At 74.5% G+C, this 14180-nt stretch carries 14 protein-coding genes; 5 read left to right on the top strand and 9 right to left on the bottom strand.

Annotated features, from left to right (window positions below; translation table 11 throughout):
• Positions 1-12 precede the first annotated feature (12 nt).
• From LZG04_RS14645 to LZG04_RS14630, 4 genes are read right to left on the bottom strand one after another with little or no spacing between them, the layout of a single operon-like run.
• Positions 13-834 (bottom strand): tetratricopeptide repeat protein, encoded by an 822-nt coding sequence (locus LZG04_RS14645; RefSeq protein WP_233817149.1) that lies wholly within the window; start codon positions 832-834, stop codon positions 13-15.
• Positions 831-3332 (bottom strand): Hsp70 family protein, encoded by a 2502-nt coding sequence (locus LZG04_RS14640; RefSeq protein WP_233817147.1) that lies wholly within the window; start codon positions 3330-3332, stop codon positions 831-833. Before LZG04_RS14640 ends, LZG04_RS14645 begins: the two co-directional genes overlap by 4 nt.
• The gene (locus tag LZG04_RS14635) at positions 3329-3901 is read right to left on the bottom strand and encodes a hypothetical protein (protein WP_233817145.1); all 573 of its coding nucleotides are present in this window, start codon (positions 3899-3901) and stop codon (positions 3329-3331) included. The genes LZG04_RS14640 and LZG04_RS14635 overlap by 4 nt, the downstream gene beginning before the upstream one ends.
• Positions 3898-5466, bottom strand: a complete 1569-nt coding sequence (locus tag LZG04_RS14630; RefSeq protein ID WP_233817143.1) for a hypothetical protein — start codon at positions 5464-5466, stop codon at positions 3898-3900. Before LZG04_RS14630 ends, LZG04_RS14635 begins: the two co-directional genes overlap by 4 nt.
• Before the next feature lie 133 nt (positions 5467-5599).
• Between LZG04_RS14630 and LZG04_RS14625 the strand changes: the two genes are divergently transcribed.
• Positions 5600-6082 (top strand): hypothetical protein, encoded by a 483-nt coding sequence (locus LZG04_RS14625; RefSeq protein ID WP_233817141.1) that lies wholly within the window; start codon positions 5600-5602, stop codon positions 6080-6082.
• A gap of 6 nt (positions 6083-6088) precedes the next feature.
• Here the strand turns inward: LZG04_RS14625 and LZG04_RS14620 are convergent, their stop codons facing one another.
• Genes LZG04_RS14620 through LZG04_RS14605 form a run of 4 tightly spaced genes read right to left on the bottom strand, consistent with a single transcriptional unit; the run spans position 6089 to position 8958 of the window.
• The gene (locus tag LZG04_RS14620) at positions 6089-6760 is read right to left on the bottom strand and encodes a response regulator transcription factor (RefSeq protein WP_233817139.1); all 672 of its coding nucleotides are present in this window, start codon (positions 6758-6760) and stop codon (positions 6089-6091) included.
• A 13-nt stretch (positions 6761-6773) separates the two neighbouring features.
• Positions 6774-7346 carry a helix-turn-helix transcriptional regulator gene (locus tag LZG04_RS14615; RefSeq protein WP_233817137.1) on the bottom strand — a complete coding sequence of 191 codons (573 nt, stop codon included), beginning with the start codon at positions 7344-7346 and terminating at the stop codon, positions 6774-6776.
• On the bottom strand, positions 7343-8281 hold the full coding sequence (locus tag LZG04_RS42500; RefSeq protein ID WP_233817135.1) for a type VII secretion protein EccE: 939 nt from the start codon (positions 8279-8281) through the stop codon (positions 7343-7345). The genes LZG04_RS14615 and LZG04_RS42500 overlap by 4 nt, the downstream gene beginning before the upstream one ends.
• Entirely contained in the window at positions 8278-8958 is a 681-nt protein-coding gene (locus LZG04_RS14605; protein WP_233817133.1) for an AfsR/SARP family transcriptional regulator, read from the bottom strand. The genes LZG04_RS42500 and LZG04_RS14605 overlap by 4 nt, the downstream gene beginning before the upstream one ends.
• A 40-nt stretch (positions 8959-8998) precedes the next feature.
• On the opposite strand from LZG04_RS14605, the gene LZG04_RS14600 reads away from it, so the two are divergent.
• Both LZG04_RS14600 and LZG04_RS14595 read left to right on the top strand, forming a co-directional pair.
• A complete protein-coding gene (locus LZG04_RS14600; RefSeq protein WP_233817130.1) occupies positions 8999-9655 on the top strand; it encodes a response regulator transcription factor in 657 nt (218 codons plus the stop codon).
• Positions 9652-10896 carry a sensor histidine kinase KdpD gene (locus LZG04_RS14595; RefSeq protein WP_233817128.1) on the top strand — a complete coding sequence of 415 codons (1245 nt, stop codon included), beginning with the start codon at positions 9652-9654 and terminating at the stop codon, positions 10894-10896. Before LZG04_RS14600 ends, LZG04_RS14595 begins: the two co-directional genes overlap by 4 nt.
• Here the strand turns inward: LZG04_RS14595 and LZG04_RS14590 are convergent.
• The gene (locus tag LZG04_RS14590) at positions 10883-11311 is read right to left on the bottom strand and encodes a hypothetical protein (protein WP_233817127.1); all 429 of its coding nucleotides are present in this window, start codon (positions 11309-11311) and stop codon (positions 10883-10885) included. The two genes, LZG04_RS14595 and LZG04_RS14590, sit on opposite strands and share 14 nt — an antisense overlap.
• Before the next feature lie 64 nt (positions 11312-11375).
• On the opposite strand from LZG04_RS14590, the gene LZG04_RS14585 reads away from it, so the two are divergent.
• Both LZG04_RS14585 and LZG04_RS14580 read left to right on the top strand, forming a co-directional pair.
• On the top strand, positions 11376-13232 hold the full coding sequence (locus LZG04_RS14585; protein WP_233817125.1) for a fibronectin type III domain-containing protein: 1857 nt from the start codon (positions 11376-11378) through the stop codon (positions 13230-13232).
• Positions 13229-14179 (top strand): MoxR family ATPase, encoded by a 951-nt coding sequence (locus LZG04_RS14580; protein ID WP_233817123.1) that lies wholly within the window; start codon positions 13229-13231, stop codon positions 14177-14179. The genes LZG04_RS14585 and LZG04_RS14580 overlap by 4 nt, the downstream gene beginning before the upstream one ends.
• The last annotated feature ends 1 nt before the right edge of the window (position 14180 follow it).

Here is a 14180-nt window from a genome sequence, read left to right as displayed (position 1 = left end):
GCGCAGCGGGGATCACCGAGCCACCAGCAGGGTGATCGTGCGGTCGCGGGCCGGGTCGTGGTGCGGTGCCTCGGTCTGGTCGGCGCTGGCGAGGGTGAAGGCGGTCAGCGGCAGCCCGCCGGCCGCCGCCAGCACCTCGGCCGCCGCGCCGGCGCGGGCCAGGGCCACCGGCGAGCCCCCGGACGCGGGTCCGCCCGGCACGACCACCGCGTGACCCAGGACGGTGACCCGCACGTCCTGACCGACGAGCATGGCGGCCCACCGTTCGAGCACCTGCCGTCCCCTCGGGGTCGGCTCGGTGGCGTCCGGCCCGAAGAGCCCTTCGCCGAACGTCACGCGCACACCGCCCGCCCGGCGTTCGGCCACGACGTCGGGCGTGGTGAGCGCACGGGCCAGCACGTCGACCGGGTCTTCGACCGGGGTCGGCCGGACGGCGACCACCGGGGGCGGGCGCAGCCCGTGGTCCACGGTCACCTCGACCGGCGGCCACCACAACGCCACCGCGAGCACCGCGACCGCAGCGGCCACACCCGTCCGGGGCACCGGCCGCCGCGACCGCCTGCCCGCCGTGATCCGGCCGATCAACGCGCACCCGTGCGACGCCGCCGGGTCGTCGGGCCGCAACCGCAGCACCTCGCGCCACGCCGCCTCCGCCTCGGCGAACGCGCCGCGCTGGGCGTGCACGCGGGCGGTGAGGTCGAGCCGGTCGGGGTGGTCGGCGGGCACGAGGTCGAGCACCGCCAGCGCGCCCGTGAAGTCGCCCGCACGCGCCCGGTCCGCCGCTTCGGCCAGCCGGACGTCGTGCGCCAAGTCCTCCAGCGCGTCGGCGGTCATCCCGTGAACCCCCGTTGCCGTCGCACGCCGCCCGTCGTCGGGTCCGGCACGGTGGCGGGCAGCAGCACCCGCAGGCGCTGGTTCACCTCGGCCAGGGTGGCGGTGTCGCCGGTCATCAACGCGCGCTCGCCGCGGTCGATCAACGTCCGCGCCTGGTGCGGCGACGACATGCGGTCGGCGTTGGCGCGGAAGTAGTGGAAGATCGTGACGTCCAGGCTCCCGTCGCGGCGCAGCAACACCACTTCCAGGTCCAGCGCACGTCCCACCACGCGTTCGGCGGCCTCCGCGTCCTGCGCCGCCCGCGCCTGCCCGGCCCGCCGTTCCAGGTCCGCGAGCTCGACCAGGTCGTCCGGCGTGCCCACCCGGTCCACCAGCGCCCGGCACGCCTCGACCGCCTCGCTCATGTCCGCGAGCACCCTGGGCAGCCGCACGTCCGACTCGACGTCGTCGAGCACCGCCTGGATGGCGCGCAACCGCTCGTCGGCCGCCGCCGCGCCGGCCGGGTCGCCGTCGGCGGCCCGCACCTCGTCCTCGGCCTGCGCCAGCATCCGCTCCTCGTCCAGCCGGGCGAACCGGGCCAGCGCCCGCTCCGACAACGCGCGCTCCGCCGACGCACGCAGCTCGTCCGCCCGCTGCCGCACCTCCGCCAACCTTTCGCGCAGCTGTGCGGCCGACGGTGCGGCCACCACGGACAGGTCGATCGTCGCCTCGAACTGCTCGTCCACCAGCGGCACCTCGGCGACCACGCTCACCCGCCGCGACTCGTCCACCTCGAAGGTGATCTCCACCTCCGCGCCCTCCGGCAGGTCGATGCGCACGTCACGGGGCCGGATCTCGATCACCGCGACCTGGAGGTTGCGGTCCGCGCGGGCGTGCTCGCCCTCCACGATCGGGATGCGGATCACCGCGTCGGGGTCCGTGCGGCGCAGCGGCACCGTGGTCCGGAACGTCTCGGTGGTCGCCGCGGGCAGCCGCGCGCCCTTGGCCAGCATCGACGCGAACTCGCCGTCCGCCTGCGCCAGCCCCAGCCCGTTGGTCAGCACCGACCCGCCCGGCTCGTTCGCCCAGTGCCGGACGCTGAACTCGTCGGGCACGACCCGTTCCCGCGTGCCGCGCGGCCCGGTGAGCACCACGCCGAACGTGGACGTGTCCAGCTCGGTCAGCACCACCTCGGCCACGAACGCGCCCGTCGGGTCCACCGCGATCTTCGGGCTGCGGAACGGCGGCCGGCCCGACGGGTTGGCCAGCTCCACCCGGTAACCCGACCAGTCCACCGTCGACGGCGAACGGAACCGGCCGCCCACCGCCACCCGGGACAGGCTCGTCGTGCGCGGGTAGGTCAGCTCGACCCCGAACTCGCCCACCGCCGGCACGTACGCGGGCCGCTCCAGCGGCACCGTGCCCGCGAACACCGCCGCGCCGCGCGCCACCACCGTGGACGGGTCCTGGCTGTGGTCCAACGGGATGCCGAGGCCGAGGTGCGGGTCGGCCAGCCGGGCCCGCAGCGAGGGCGCCAGCGTCGCGCCGCCCACCAGCAGCAACCGGTCCACGTCGGCGGCGGCGAGGTTGGCCTTGGCCAGCGCCTCCCGGCACAAATTGACCGAGCGGGCGTAGAACGGCTCGGCCAGCGCGTCGACCACCTCGCGGGTGAGCACGTGCTCGAACTCCCGCTCCCGGCCGTCGGCCAGGGTGAGGTCGACCGTCACGGTGACCTCGGTCTGCCGGGACAGGCCGATCTTCGCCTCCTCGGCCGCGCCCTTCAGCTTGGCGAAGTTCGCCACCCAACGCCGGTTGCCGCGCTCGAAGTCGGGCAGGCCCAGCTCGCGCGCGGCGGCCGGGGCCAGCACGCGGTCCACCACGGCCCAGTCGATCAGCTTGCCGCCCATATGCGGGTCGCCCGCGTGGTCGAGCACGCGCAGCTCGCCCTCGTAGGTGCTGACGATCGCCGCGTCGAACGTGCCGCCGCCGAAGTCGAACACCATCCAGTACGCCTCGGTGCTCTGGTGCTGGAACCCGTAGGCGAAGGCGGCGGCCGTCGGCTCCTGGAGCAGCGGGCAGGCCCCGAAGCCCGCCAGCGCGGCCGCTTCGCCGGTGGCGTTGTTCTGGTGCAGCCGGAACGCCGCCGGCACGGTGATGACCGCCGCGGGCGGTGGCGCGCCCAGCCGGTCGGCCACGTCCACGCCCAGCGACTTGAGCACCTCGGCGGACAGCTGCGGCGGGGTGAGCTCGACACCCGCGTCGGCGAACCGGCGGACGGCGCTCTCCAGCCCCATCTCCAGCTTGAACTCGGTGTGCGCGTTGTCCACGTCGCCGCGCAGGGCCTGTTCCCGCGCCCGGCGGCCGACCCGGACCTCGCCGCGCTTGTTGATCCACACCGCGGACGGCGTGTAGTCCCACTGGTCGACGTTCTTGACGACCTCGACCTGACCGCCGACCAGCCGGGCGATCGCGCTGTTGGTCGTGCCGAGGTCGATGCCGAAGTCGATGGTGTCGCTCACGGAGTGCCTCCCCCTGCGTCGGGGCAGCCCACGACGACCTGCCCCATCTGGATGCGCCGGTCACCCAGGTAGACCGACGGTCGAACCGTCTCCACCACCACGTCCCGGGTCAGCGCCGGGTCCTCGGCGAACGCCAGCACCTCGATCGACAGGTCGGGGTGGAACTCCGTCCCGTCGTGGTCCTGGATCACCACGCCCGCCTGGTCCAGCGCCTCCTGCGTGGCCCGGAGGTACCGCGCCACCTGCTTGCCCTCGCGCGAGTCGGCCACCGGCGACTTCGCGATCTTGCGCCGCGCCCGCCAGAGGTTCGTCGCCGCCGCGGACAGCTCCCGCTCGGCCAACGGCGACGGGTGCTCGCCGACCGGCTCGCCTCCTCCGGCCGACGCCGCGTCGTCCCCGGTTCGTCCGGTCGACGCCGCGTCGTCCTCGGCGCGCACCCGGGCGGCGGCCTCCAGGATCGCGCGGAGCCGGTCCCGCTCGGCGGCGTCCCAGGCCGGTGCGGCGATCCGGAACGGCCGGTGGTGGCGGCGTTGCCGCGCGTCGGCCCGCCACCGTCGCCACGCCGTCATCGCTCGTCCCACCGGTCCGCGAGCGCGCGGCTGAACGTCCCGCTCACCGTCCGCGTGGCCAGGAACGCCACCACGCTGATCGCCACCGGCGCGAACCCCACCGCCGGCGCCGTCACCGCCAGAACCGCGAAACCGGCGACGACCAGCAGCGCGCCGACCCACTTGGGCCACGTCATCGGCCCGACCAGGAACCACCGCCGCTGGGCCGTGACGCAGGGCAGCACCGCCGCCACCGCCGCGCCGACCCCGGCGGCGAACGGGCTGCCGCTGTCCAGCAGGCCGATGACCAGCGCGACCACCGACACGTGCACCAGGTACAACGCCAGGCTGATCGCGTACCCGGACCGCCCGGACGTGTCGCCCACCAACCGGTGCGAGCGGACGTCGCGGATCTCGCGCAGCAGGAAGTCGATCCGGGCCCGTTCGCGGGGGTTGGTGATCCGCTTGCGCGCCTGGCCCAGGATCCTGGCCACGGTCAGGTACTGGCCACCGGCGAGCATCTTGTCGATGCCGTCGACCCGCACGGACGCCGAGCCGTCCTCGACCGACTCGAAGTTCGCGCGCACCGTCCGCCGGGTCTGCTCGTCCACGGCGAGCCGTTCGGCCTCGGCCAGCAACGCCTTGACCCGCAGCAGGTCGGGCTTGCGCTGGTCCAGCATGGCCAGCGCGCAGTTGTTCAGCACCACGGCGGCCTGCTCGCGCAACCGCGCCGTGCCGGGGTTGCTCCGGTGCGGCAGCGCCACTTCCAGCCGCCGCACGGCCTCGGCCAGCTCGGCGGGCGCGCGGCGGGCCGTCACGCCGAACTGGCGCGCCTCGACCAGGTCGCCGAACTCCCCGATCAACGCCTTCAGGCGGTCGACCAGCGGCCGGGCGGCGAGGGCGCGGGCGTCGGCCAGGACGTCGGCGTCGAGCCGCCACTCGCCGATCAGCCCGGCCAGCTCGGCGTCACCGCGGGCGGCGGCGAGCGCCACCTGGGGTCCGAGCAACGCGCGGGCGAACGCCTCCCGCACCGCGTCCACAGTGGACTGGTCGAGTGAACGGTCCGCCAGGGCGCGGACGCGGTGGTCGACGTGCGACCAGAAGTCCTGGTGCGCCAGGGCGAAGCCCCAAGCCTGGGCGGCCTCGCGCCACAGCCGAGCCCGCTTCGACCCGTTGCCCGGCTCACCGCCCGCCTCCAGGTCCAGCACCGCGGCGTGGGCGTGCACCGCGTCGTCGTGCAACCGGTGCACGACCTCCGCGCACCCGCAGCCACCCGGCTCGCCCCACCACCAGAACAGCTCCCCCACCAGCCGGTGCCAGCCGCGGCCGAGCTCGTCGAACGCCGACCGCACCTGCTCCGGCCCCGGGTCCTCGGGCAGCGGCAGGCGCTCGTCGCGCTGCGGCGCGGTCCCGACCAGGGCCGAGACGCCGACCGCCAACTGGCGCCGCGCCCGCACCTCCCGCGGGGGCGCGTCGGTCCGCAACCCCGTGACGCGGAACGGGTTGCGGCGGTACAGGTCCGGCCCGGCCACCTCCAGCAGCCGTGCCCGCGCCCGGTCGGCCCTGAGGGCGTCACGCTCCGACATCAACCCTCCCACGCCGATCCCCTCCCACCCGATGACGTGACCGACGCTAGTGACGGCCAGGCCCGGCCCACGGTGGTTGGCAGGTTCCGGCCGCGGCGGCGGACGACGGGCCCGGTGTGCCACGCTGGACGGCATGACACCATCCACTGTGGACCGGTGGTTGCTCGTCGGCGGCCTGGTCGCGGCACTGGCTGCGGCGGGGTGCGGGACCGTGCCGGGCACCGCCGTCCCCGCGCCCACCACCACCACGACCACCACCACTGCCCCGCCGCCGACCGCCGCGGACGGCGCGGACTACGCCGCGTGCGCGGACGGGACGTGCGAGGTGGCGTTGACCGGTCCGGTCGACATCGCGGTGGGTTCCTCGACCGGACCGGGCACGTTCAAGGTGCTCGCCGTGCGCGAGGACGGGATCGAGTTCGACGTCGACCTCCCGCACAGCGGCGGGCACGGCACCCTGAAGGGGTACTGCACGCTGACGTTCACGCCCGGTGGCGGCGGCAGCCGGTGCTCGAACCAGCCCTTGCCGCCGCCGCAGCCGCAGACCGGCGTGCTCGCCGTGCAACTGGTCGGCGTCACGGGTGGCACGGCGGTCGTGCGGCTGGTCACCGGGTGAGGTGGCTCAGCCGATCCGGTAGCCCACCTGGCGCACGGTGTGGATGACCGGCGGCTGGCGCAGCTTGCGCCGCAACCCGGCCATCAGCACGTCCAGCACGTTCGTCGCGGGCTGCGCCATCTCGTCCCACGCGTGCCGGATGAGGTCGGCCCGCGACACCGGCCGCCCCGCGTTGGCCAGCAACAGCTCCAGCACCAGGTACTCGCGCCGGGTCAACGTCAGCAGCACGCCCGCGCGGCGCACCTGGCGCGTGCCCGCGTCCAGCTCCACGTCCCCGTGCCGCAGCACCGCGGGCCGGGCGATCTCGCGGCGGTGGCACAGCAGGCGCACCCGCACCACCAGCTCCTCCATCGCGAACGGCTTCACCAGGTAGTCGTCGCCGACCTCCAGGCCCTCCACCCGGTGCCCCACGCCGTCCAGCGCGGTGAGGAACAGCACCGGCACGCGCAGGCCGGTACGGCGGCGGTGCCGGACGTAGGCCAGGGTGTCGACGCGGGGCGCCGCGCGACCGCCGGGCACCATGCGGTCGAACACCGCGCAGTCGTAGGAGTTGACCGCCAACGCCTCGTCCGCGCCCGCCAGGTCCGCCGCCGTGTCGACCGCGAAACCCGCACCGCGCAACGACACCGCCACGGCGTGGAGCAGGTCCGCCTCGTCCTCGGTCACCAGGATGCGCACAGACCCACCGTAGTCACCCGGCGCGCTGCAACAACCAGCCCCGGTCGGCGGCCTTCGCGCCCGCCTGGAACCGGCTGCGCGCGCCGAGGCGGTTCATGATGTCGGCGACCATGCGGCGGACCGTGCGCACCGACACGTCCAGCCGGGCCGCGGCGGCCTCGTCCGTGCTGCCGGCGAACAACAACGTGAGCAACTCTCGTTCCCGCCGGGTCAGCTCGCAGTCGTCGGTCACGTCGTAGGCGGCCACCGCCTCCGGCCAGACCCGCTCGAACAGCTCGACCGCCGCGCGCACCACGCTGGGCAAGCGGAACACCGCGACGCCCCGCTCGGCGGGCAGCACGGCCGCGACGCCGTCCACGACGACCGCGTCCATCGGCACCTGGGGCAGCGTGCGCACCTCGCACGGGGCGAGGGCGAGCGCGTTGGGCCGCAGCACGTCGGGCAGCAGCACCCGGTAGCGCACGCCGCGGCGCAGGTTGGCCTGGTCGATGCGGCGCAGCGTCATCCCGCCGGTCGCCATCACCACGACTTCGGCACGGGCCTTGGCCAGCAGCGCGTCCACGCCGGTCGGCAACACCTTGATCACAGGACACCTCCGATGAGCAGCGAGGCGGCGACGCCCCGGGCGTGCAGTCCATCCAGTCGTTCGAGTCGCACGTGCGCGGCGAGCACGCCGACGGCCGCTTCCACGGCGGCCTCGGCGGCGCCCGCGACCCGCAGCACGGCGTCGTCGGCGGTCAGCGCGACGGTCACGGCGACGCCGGGCGCGGCGGTGAGCAGCCAGTCGACGGCGGCGCGGGCGGTCGCGGCGGGCAGCCGGAAGCACGCCTGCGCCACGGGCCCGCTGTGCCAGTACTTCCAGTCCTCGCGCACCTCGCGCTGCCCGGTCACGTGGCCGAGCGCGGCGATGGTGGTGACGAGGTCCTCCTCGGCGAGCAGGTCGGCGGTCACGCCGAGGCGGCGCAGCTCGCGGCGGGTCCGGCGGGTCGCGTTGCCCAGCACGCGGACGACCTCGTCGTCGTGCCAGAGCTCCGGCGTCCGCGCGGCCCGCGCGACCACCCAGGCGCGCGGACGCCTCACCTGGCCGCGGCCGACGTGCAGGACGACCAGCACGTCCGGCCCGGCCAGCCCGGCGAGCACCCGCGGCGCGGCCAACCGGGGCCGCAGCACCGCGACCACCCCGCCGGGGCCGTGCACGTGGTCGCCCTCGACCCACGCGCCGGGCGCGACGACGTCCAGCAACGCCCCGCGCCGCTTGCGCCGCACCAGGAACGCCGCGTACCGCGCCACCCACTCCGAGAGCCACCGCCGACGCCACCGACCCAGGCACAGCACCAGGACGGCCAGCGCGCCGAGCCAGGACGCGGCCGCCACCGGCGACGACGCCCAAGCCGCGGCCACCGCGCCCAGCACGGCGAGCTGCGCCCACACGAACCTGATCGCCCCGGTCGACGCGCCGGCGCGAAGCTGATCGCCCCCACCCTGCCGGCCACCACCGCGTGCGGCCGTCACCGCCGTCACGCCGCCACCTCCCGCCGCGCCCGCACCAGCTCCGGCCCCGGCTCCACGCCCAGCTCGGCGGCCAGGAAGTCGCACACCCGGCGGTACTCCGACAGCGCGGTGGCCCGCCGCCCGGCCACGTGCAGCGCCCGCACCAGCCGCGCCCACGTGCCCTCGCGCAACGGGTCCTCCGCGGTCAGCGCGCGGAGCACGGCGATCGCCTCGCCGTGCCTGCCCAGGGCCGTGTACGCGTCGGCGAGCCGTTCGCGCAGCTCCCACCGCAGCTCGCGCAGCCAGGCCGTCGCCGCCACCGCCGTCTCCGCCCGCAGCTCCGCGTACGGCGTGCCGCGCCACAGCTCCAACGCCGCGGTCAGGCAGCCGACGGCCTCCGGCGCGGCCACCCCGGCCGACCGGTCCAGCAGGGCGCGGGCCACGTCGGCGTCCACCTCGCCCGGCGCGACGCGCAACCGGTAGGACCTCGGCCGGGCGTCGATGCGGCCCTCGGGCACGACCCGCCGGACCTGCCAGACGTAGGTGCGCACGTTGCGCTCGGCCGACACCGGGACGGCCTGTTCCTGCCAGATCTCGTCGATCAGCTCGTCTAGGCTCACCCACGCGTTAGCGTGCAGGAGCAACGTGGCCAGCAGGGTGGCGGGCTTGCGTGGCCCGGTTTGCGGGCCGAGGACTCGGAAGATCACGCCGCCAACGATCCGTCACGACACATGAGGTTCTGATGACATGCGGGTGATGGTGGTGGAGGACGACGAGAACCTCCGGGTCGCCGTGGCGGCCCAGCTGCGCGGCGCCGGGTTGGAGGTGGACACCGCGCCCGACATCCCGACCGCCGACCGCGCGTTCACCGCGACCACCTACGCGTGCGTGGTGTTCGACCGGATGCTCGACGGCCTCGACGCCATCGACTACGTCCAGCACCGGCGTTCCCTCGGCTGGACCGCGCCGGTGCTGTTCCTGACCGCGCGGGACACCGTCCACGACCGGGTGGCGGGCTTCGCCCACGGCGGCGACGACTACCTGGTCAAGCCGTTCGCGATCGAGGAGCTGACCGCGCGCGTGCTCAAGCTGTGCCACCGCGCCGGCGCCGGGCGGCCGACCGTGCTGCGGCACGCCGACCTGGAGGTGGACTGCATCCGGCACGAGGTGCGCCGCGCCGGCGTGCTGCTGTCGTTGTCCGGCTTGGAGTTCGCGGTGCTGGAGTACCTCGCCGCGCACGCCGGGCAGGTGGTCACCCGCGCGGACCTGATCGAGCACTGCTGGGACGATGAGCCGATGGCGAACGTGGTCGAAGCGGTGATCAAGCGGCTGCGCCGCAAGCTGCACGGGCCGGAGCTGATCCACACCGTCCACGGGCACGGCTACCGGCTGGGCAGCGCATGACCGGCGCGAGCGGGTCCGCGGCGCGGCTGCGGTCGCTGCGCCGGCTGCTCACCGTGCTGTTCACCGCGATGAACACCGCCGGGTTGCTGGTGTTCGCGATCATGGTGATCGAGAACGACGACGAGCAGGGCGTGGCCGCGCTGGACGCCGAGCTGCACCGCGTCACCGACATCGTCAGCCGGCAGATCGACTACGACGACTCGCTGATCACCGCCGACCTGGTCGACGACCCGGTGAACCGCTCCTGCCCCGCGTTCGTGATCCTGCCCGGCGGCGCGGCCCGCGAGTTCGGCAGCCACCGCAGCGAGAAGACCTGCGTCGAGGCCGACATGGGCGTGCTCAGCGCCCTGGCCACCACCGCGGTCAGCGGTGAAGCCCTGGTGACCGGCCCGAAGGACGGGCTGCGCGTGCGCGCGCAGCCGGTGAAGACCGAGGGCGGCGAGGTGGTCGGCGCGATCGTCGCGTTCGCCGACCTCGCCCCGGAACGGGCGCGCCACCTCGGCACGATCTGGCGCGTGGTCGGCGGCTGCCTGGTGCTGGTGGTGGCGCTCGCCCTGGCCGGGCACGCGTTGTCCGGTCGCGCGATCCGGCCCGCGGCGGCGGCGTTGGAGCAGCAGGAGGTGCTGCTCGCCGAGACCGCGCACGACCTGCGCACCCCGGTGGCCGCGCTGCGCGCCCTGGCCGAGACCGCGATGCGCAACCCCGACCAGCAGGCCGAGCTGCTGCCGCGCACGGTCGGGCTGGCCGCGCGGATGGGCGGCATCATCGACGGCCTGCTGGTGCGCGCCCGGCTGGCGGCGGGCGTCGAGCAGCTCGCGATCCAGCCGATCTGGCTGGACCAGCTCGTCGCCGTGGTGGTCGAGGAGACGCCCGCGCCGGACACCAGGGTCACCGTCACGGCCGCGCCCACGATGGTCAACGCCGACCCGACGCTGCTGCAACGCGCGATCGGCAACCTGCTGGCCAACGCCCTGCGGCACGGTCGCCGCCCGGACGGCGAGGCCGCCGTGCACATCACGGTCGCCGGCGGTCGCGTCACGGTGGCCGACAACGGGCCGGGCATCGACCCGGAGGCGGCCGAGCGCGTGTTCGACCGGTTCACCACCTCCGGCGCGTCGACCGGGCTGGGGCTCGCGATCGTGCGCTGGGTCGCCCTGGCGCACGGCGGCACGCTGCGGGTCTACAACGCCGAGGAAGGCGGGGCGATCTTCGAGCTCTCCCTGCCGGTCAGCGGACCGTGACCGTCTCCCACGGCTTGAGCCGCACCCACTGCCCGTCGTCCAGCCGGTACGCCAGGAAGTACGTGTACCGGCCCGGGGTGTCGAAGGTGCGGCGGAAGGTGAGCTCCTGCGTGGTCGTGCCGAGGGCGTGGTCGGCCAGCTCGGGGAAGTCGTGCGAGGTGTTGGTCGTGCGCTTCAGGACCTGCACGGTGAGCGCGCGCACCGTGATCGGCCGGTCGGCGGCGATCGTCACCCTGGCCACGACCTCCTCGCCCGCCTCGGGGATCCGCGGCTCCAGCACGACCGCCGCGACGACCGTCGGCGTCGCGGGCAGGTCGGCCACCGGCACGTCGCGCTCGCCGGTCAGCAGGACCACGACGAGCACCGCGACGAGCAACGGCGCGCCGAGGAGCAGCAGGGACCGGGTTCGAGTCAAGGACTGGACCGTTTCTGTATCGGGTGCCATACGCTACGTGATTGCAGAGTAGGGGGTGGGTGCTATGGGGATTTCCACGAAGTGGCGCGGTCGCGTGCCGGTGGCCCTGCTGACCGCGGCGAGCCTCACCGTGGCGGGGTTGGCCATCGGCGGCGCCTCGGGGGTGCCGCAGCTGGAGTTCCTGCAACCGGGGCACTGGGTGCTGAACTCGGCGCTGGGCAAGGTCTTCCACGTCGACGGCTCGACCAAGCGGGTGAACGCCGAGGTGGCCGTGCCGGGCGCCGACCCGGGCAGCCTGGTGGTGCAGAGCGACACCAGCGGTTACGTCGTCGGGAAGGGCAAGGTCACCGAGTTCGGCAAGTCGACGCTGCGGGTCGAGGGGACGACCACCGCGCCGACCGACGACGAGGTGCCGGTGGCGTTGCAGGTCGCGGGCGGGCCGTACCTGGTCTACCGCAGGGCGGGCAAGGTGGTGCGGCTGGGCACCGACCACACGCCGCCGATCTCGGTCGACGAGCCGCTGGGCAACCCGGTGGCCACGCCCGACGGCACGGTGTGGCTGCACTACACGCGCAGCGGCCGGCTGTGCCGGCTCTCCCCCGGCACCACCGCGCCGTCCTGCCCGGCGACGGTGGCGGGCCACACGGGCGGGCTGACCGTGGTGGGCGAGAAGCCGTTGTTCGTCGACACCACGTCCGACACGGTGCACCTGGTCGAGGACAGCGGCCTGACCCGGAAGAAGCCGATCGGCACGGACGTGCCCGACGACGCCGAGGTCGGGCCCGGTGACGTCGCGGGCCTGGTGCCGGTGCTCGACCGGCGGGGCAAGCTGCACCTGGTGGACGGCTCCGACCTGGTCGGCGACCGGCCGGCCGCGGAGACCAACACCGTGCCGCTGGAACCCGGCGACTACACCGGGCCGTTGTCCACCGGCTCCACCGTCGCGGTGCTCGACCAGCGCAGCGGCACCCTGCACACTTACGACCACACCGGTGGCAAGCACCAGAAGACGCCCGTGCCCCCCGAGCGCGGCACGCCCCGGCTGAGCAAGGGCGACGACGCCCGCGTCTACGTCGACAGCGGCGAGGGCAAGCACGTGCTGGTCGTGGACCCCGAGGGCAAGGTGACCCCGGTCCAGGTGAACAGCGTGCACCCGCCCACCTCCCGCTCGCTGCTGACGCCTCCGACAGAGACGACGACCCCGCCGACGACGACCACCACCAACCCGCCACCGCCGGTGGGGCGCGAGCAGCCCACGACCCAGGAACCGCCGCCCGCGCAGCAGCCGACGCGACGGCAGCAGCAGACCGTGCAGCCGCCACCGCCGCCCGTGGTGCCGGCCAGCCCGCCGGGCACGCCGGGCAACCTCCAGGTCGCCATCACGTCGCAGGTCGTGGACGCGACCGTGACCTGGACGGCGGCCCTGGACAACGGTGCACCGGTCACCGCCTACCACGTGTCGTGGACCCGGGACGACGGTTCCCGCCCAGGTTCGGCCACGGTGCCCGGCGGCGGGCCCCTGTCCTACGTCATCGCGGGCATCTGGTCCGGCGCGGACGTCCCCTTCACGGTGACCGTGGTCGCCGAGAACAGCGCGGGACGCGGCACGCCCGCCTCCGCCCGCACCGTGCCGCAGACGCCCGTGAAGTCGATCACCCTATCCAAAGGACCTTCAGCAGCAGACAAGTGCGGTCGATCCGACTGCTACTGGATGCACGTGGTCGTGACCGGGTTCGAGCCCAATACGCGCTACAACGCCTATCCGAAGTCGACGGACACCGGGTACAGCAATCCTGGGTACGGCTTCACGACGGAAGCCGACGGCTCGGAGGTCTTCGACCAGTTCTACTACTTCGGCACCGGTCACACCGTCTGGGTGACCATCGACGGTGTCGAGTCCAACCGCCTGGAATGGAGATGAGCGGGATGCACGCGGCCGAGGTCTACCGGTCGATCGCGGACAACGTGCAGCGCGTCGTGCGCGGCAAGCCCGAGGTGGTGCGGTTCGCCGTGGCCGCGCTGCTCGCCGAAGGGCACCTGCTCGTGGAGGACGTGCCCGGCCTGGGCAAGACGACGCTGGCGCGGTGCCTGGCGCGCAGCATCGGCGGCACGTGGAGCCGCATCCAGTTCACCCCCGACCTGCTGCCCGGCGACGTCACCGGCGTGACCGTCTACCACCAGAAGACCGAGCGGTTCGAGTTCCACCCCGGTGGCGTGTTCGCCAACGTGGTGCTGGCCGACGAGGTCAACCGGGGCACGCCGAAGACCCAGTCGGCGCTGCTGGAGGTGATGAGCGAACGCCGCGTCACGGTCGACTCGACCCCGCACGAGGTGCCGCACCCGTTCCTGGTGGTGGCCACCCAGAACCCGATCGAGATGGAGGGCACCTACCGGTTGCCCGAGGCGCAGCTGGACCGGTTCCTGATGCGGCTGTCCGTCGGGTACCCCGACCTGGCCGCCGAGGTGCTGGTGGTGATGAGCGACGCGGCGCGGGTCGGCCCCGACGACCTGCAACCGGTGGTCGACATCCCCCGGTTGCGCGCGGCGATCACCGAGGTCCGCGGCTCGCACCTCGCGCCCGCGATCGTCGAGTACGCCGTGCGGCTCGCCGCGGCCACCCGTGAGCACGCGGCCGTGCGCTGGGGCGCGAGCCCGCGCGGCAGCATCGCCCTGGTGCGGGCCGCGCAGGCGTTGGCCGCGACCGAGGGCAGGCCGTTCGTGACGCCGGACGACATCAAGGCCGTGGCCGAGCCGGTGCTGGCGCACCGGCTGGTGCTGACCCCCGACGCGGAGCTGAACCAGCGCCGGCCCGCCGAGGTGGTCGCGGAGGTGCTGGGCACGGTCGCGGCGCCGCTCTCGGCGGGCTGAG

The sequence above is a fragment of the Saccharothrix sp. S26 genome (assembly GCF_021390395.1).
In the GTDB taxonomy this organism is placed as follows: domain Bacteria; phylum Actinomycetota; class Actinomycetes; order Mycobacteriales; family Pseudonocardiaceae; genus Actinosynnema.
Note: the sequence above shows the minus strand (reverse complement) of the source record. Positions and strands in the feature narration are given on the sequence as shown.

What these genes read in the sequence shown, in the direction of transcription:
- LZG04_RS14645 (WP_233817149.1), bottom strand. Translation starts at nt 834, where the DNA reads ATGACCGCCGACGCGCTGGAGGACTTGGCGCACGACGTCCGGCTGGCC.
- LZG04_RS14635 (WP_233817145.1), bottom strand. Translation starts at nt 3,901, where the DNA reads ATGACGGCGTGGCGACGGTGGCGGGCCGACGCGCGGCAACGCCGCCAC.
- LZG04_RS14630 (WP_233817143.1), bottom strand. Translation starts at nt 5,466, where the DNA reads ATGTCGGAGCGTGACGCCCTCAGGGCCGACCGGGCGCGGGCACGGCTG.
- LZG04_RS14625 (WP_233817141.1), top strand. Translation starts at nt 5,600, where the DNA reads ATGACACCATCCACTGTGGACCGGTGGTTGCTCGTCGGCGGCCTGGTC.
- LZG04_RS14600 (WP_233817130.1), top strand. Translation starts at nt 8,999, where the DNA reads ATGCGGGTGATGGTGGTGGAGGACGACGAGAACCTCCGGGTCGCCGTG.
- LZG04_RS14595 (WP_233817128.1), top strand. Translation starts at nt 9,652, where the DNA reads ATGACCGGCGCGAGCGGGTCCGCGGCGCGGCTGCGGTCGCTGCGCCGG.
- LZG04_RS14585 (WP_233817125.1), top strand. Translation starts at nt 11,376, where the DNA reads ATGGGGATTTCCACGAAGTGGCGCGGTCGCGTGCCGGTGGCCCTGCTG.
- LZG04_RS14580 (WP_233817123.1), top strand. Translation starts at nt 13,229, where the DNA reads ATGAGCGGGATGCACGCGGCCGAGGTCTACCGGTCGATCGCGGACAAC.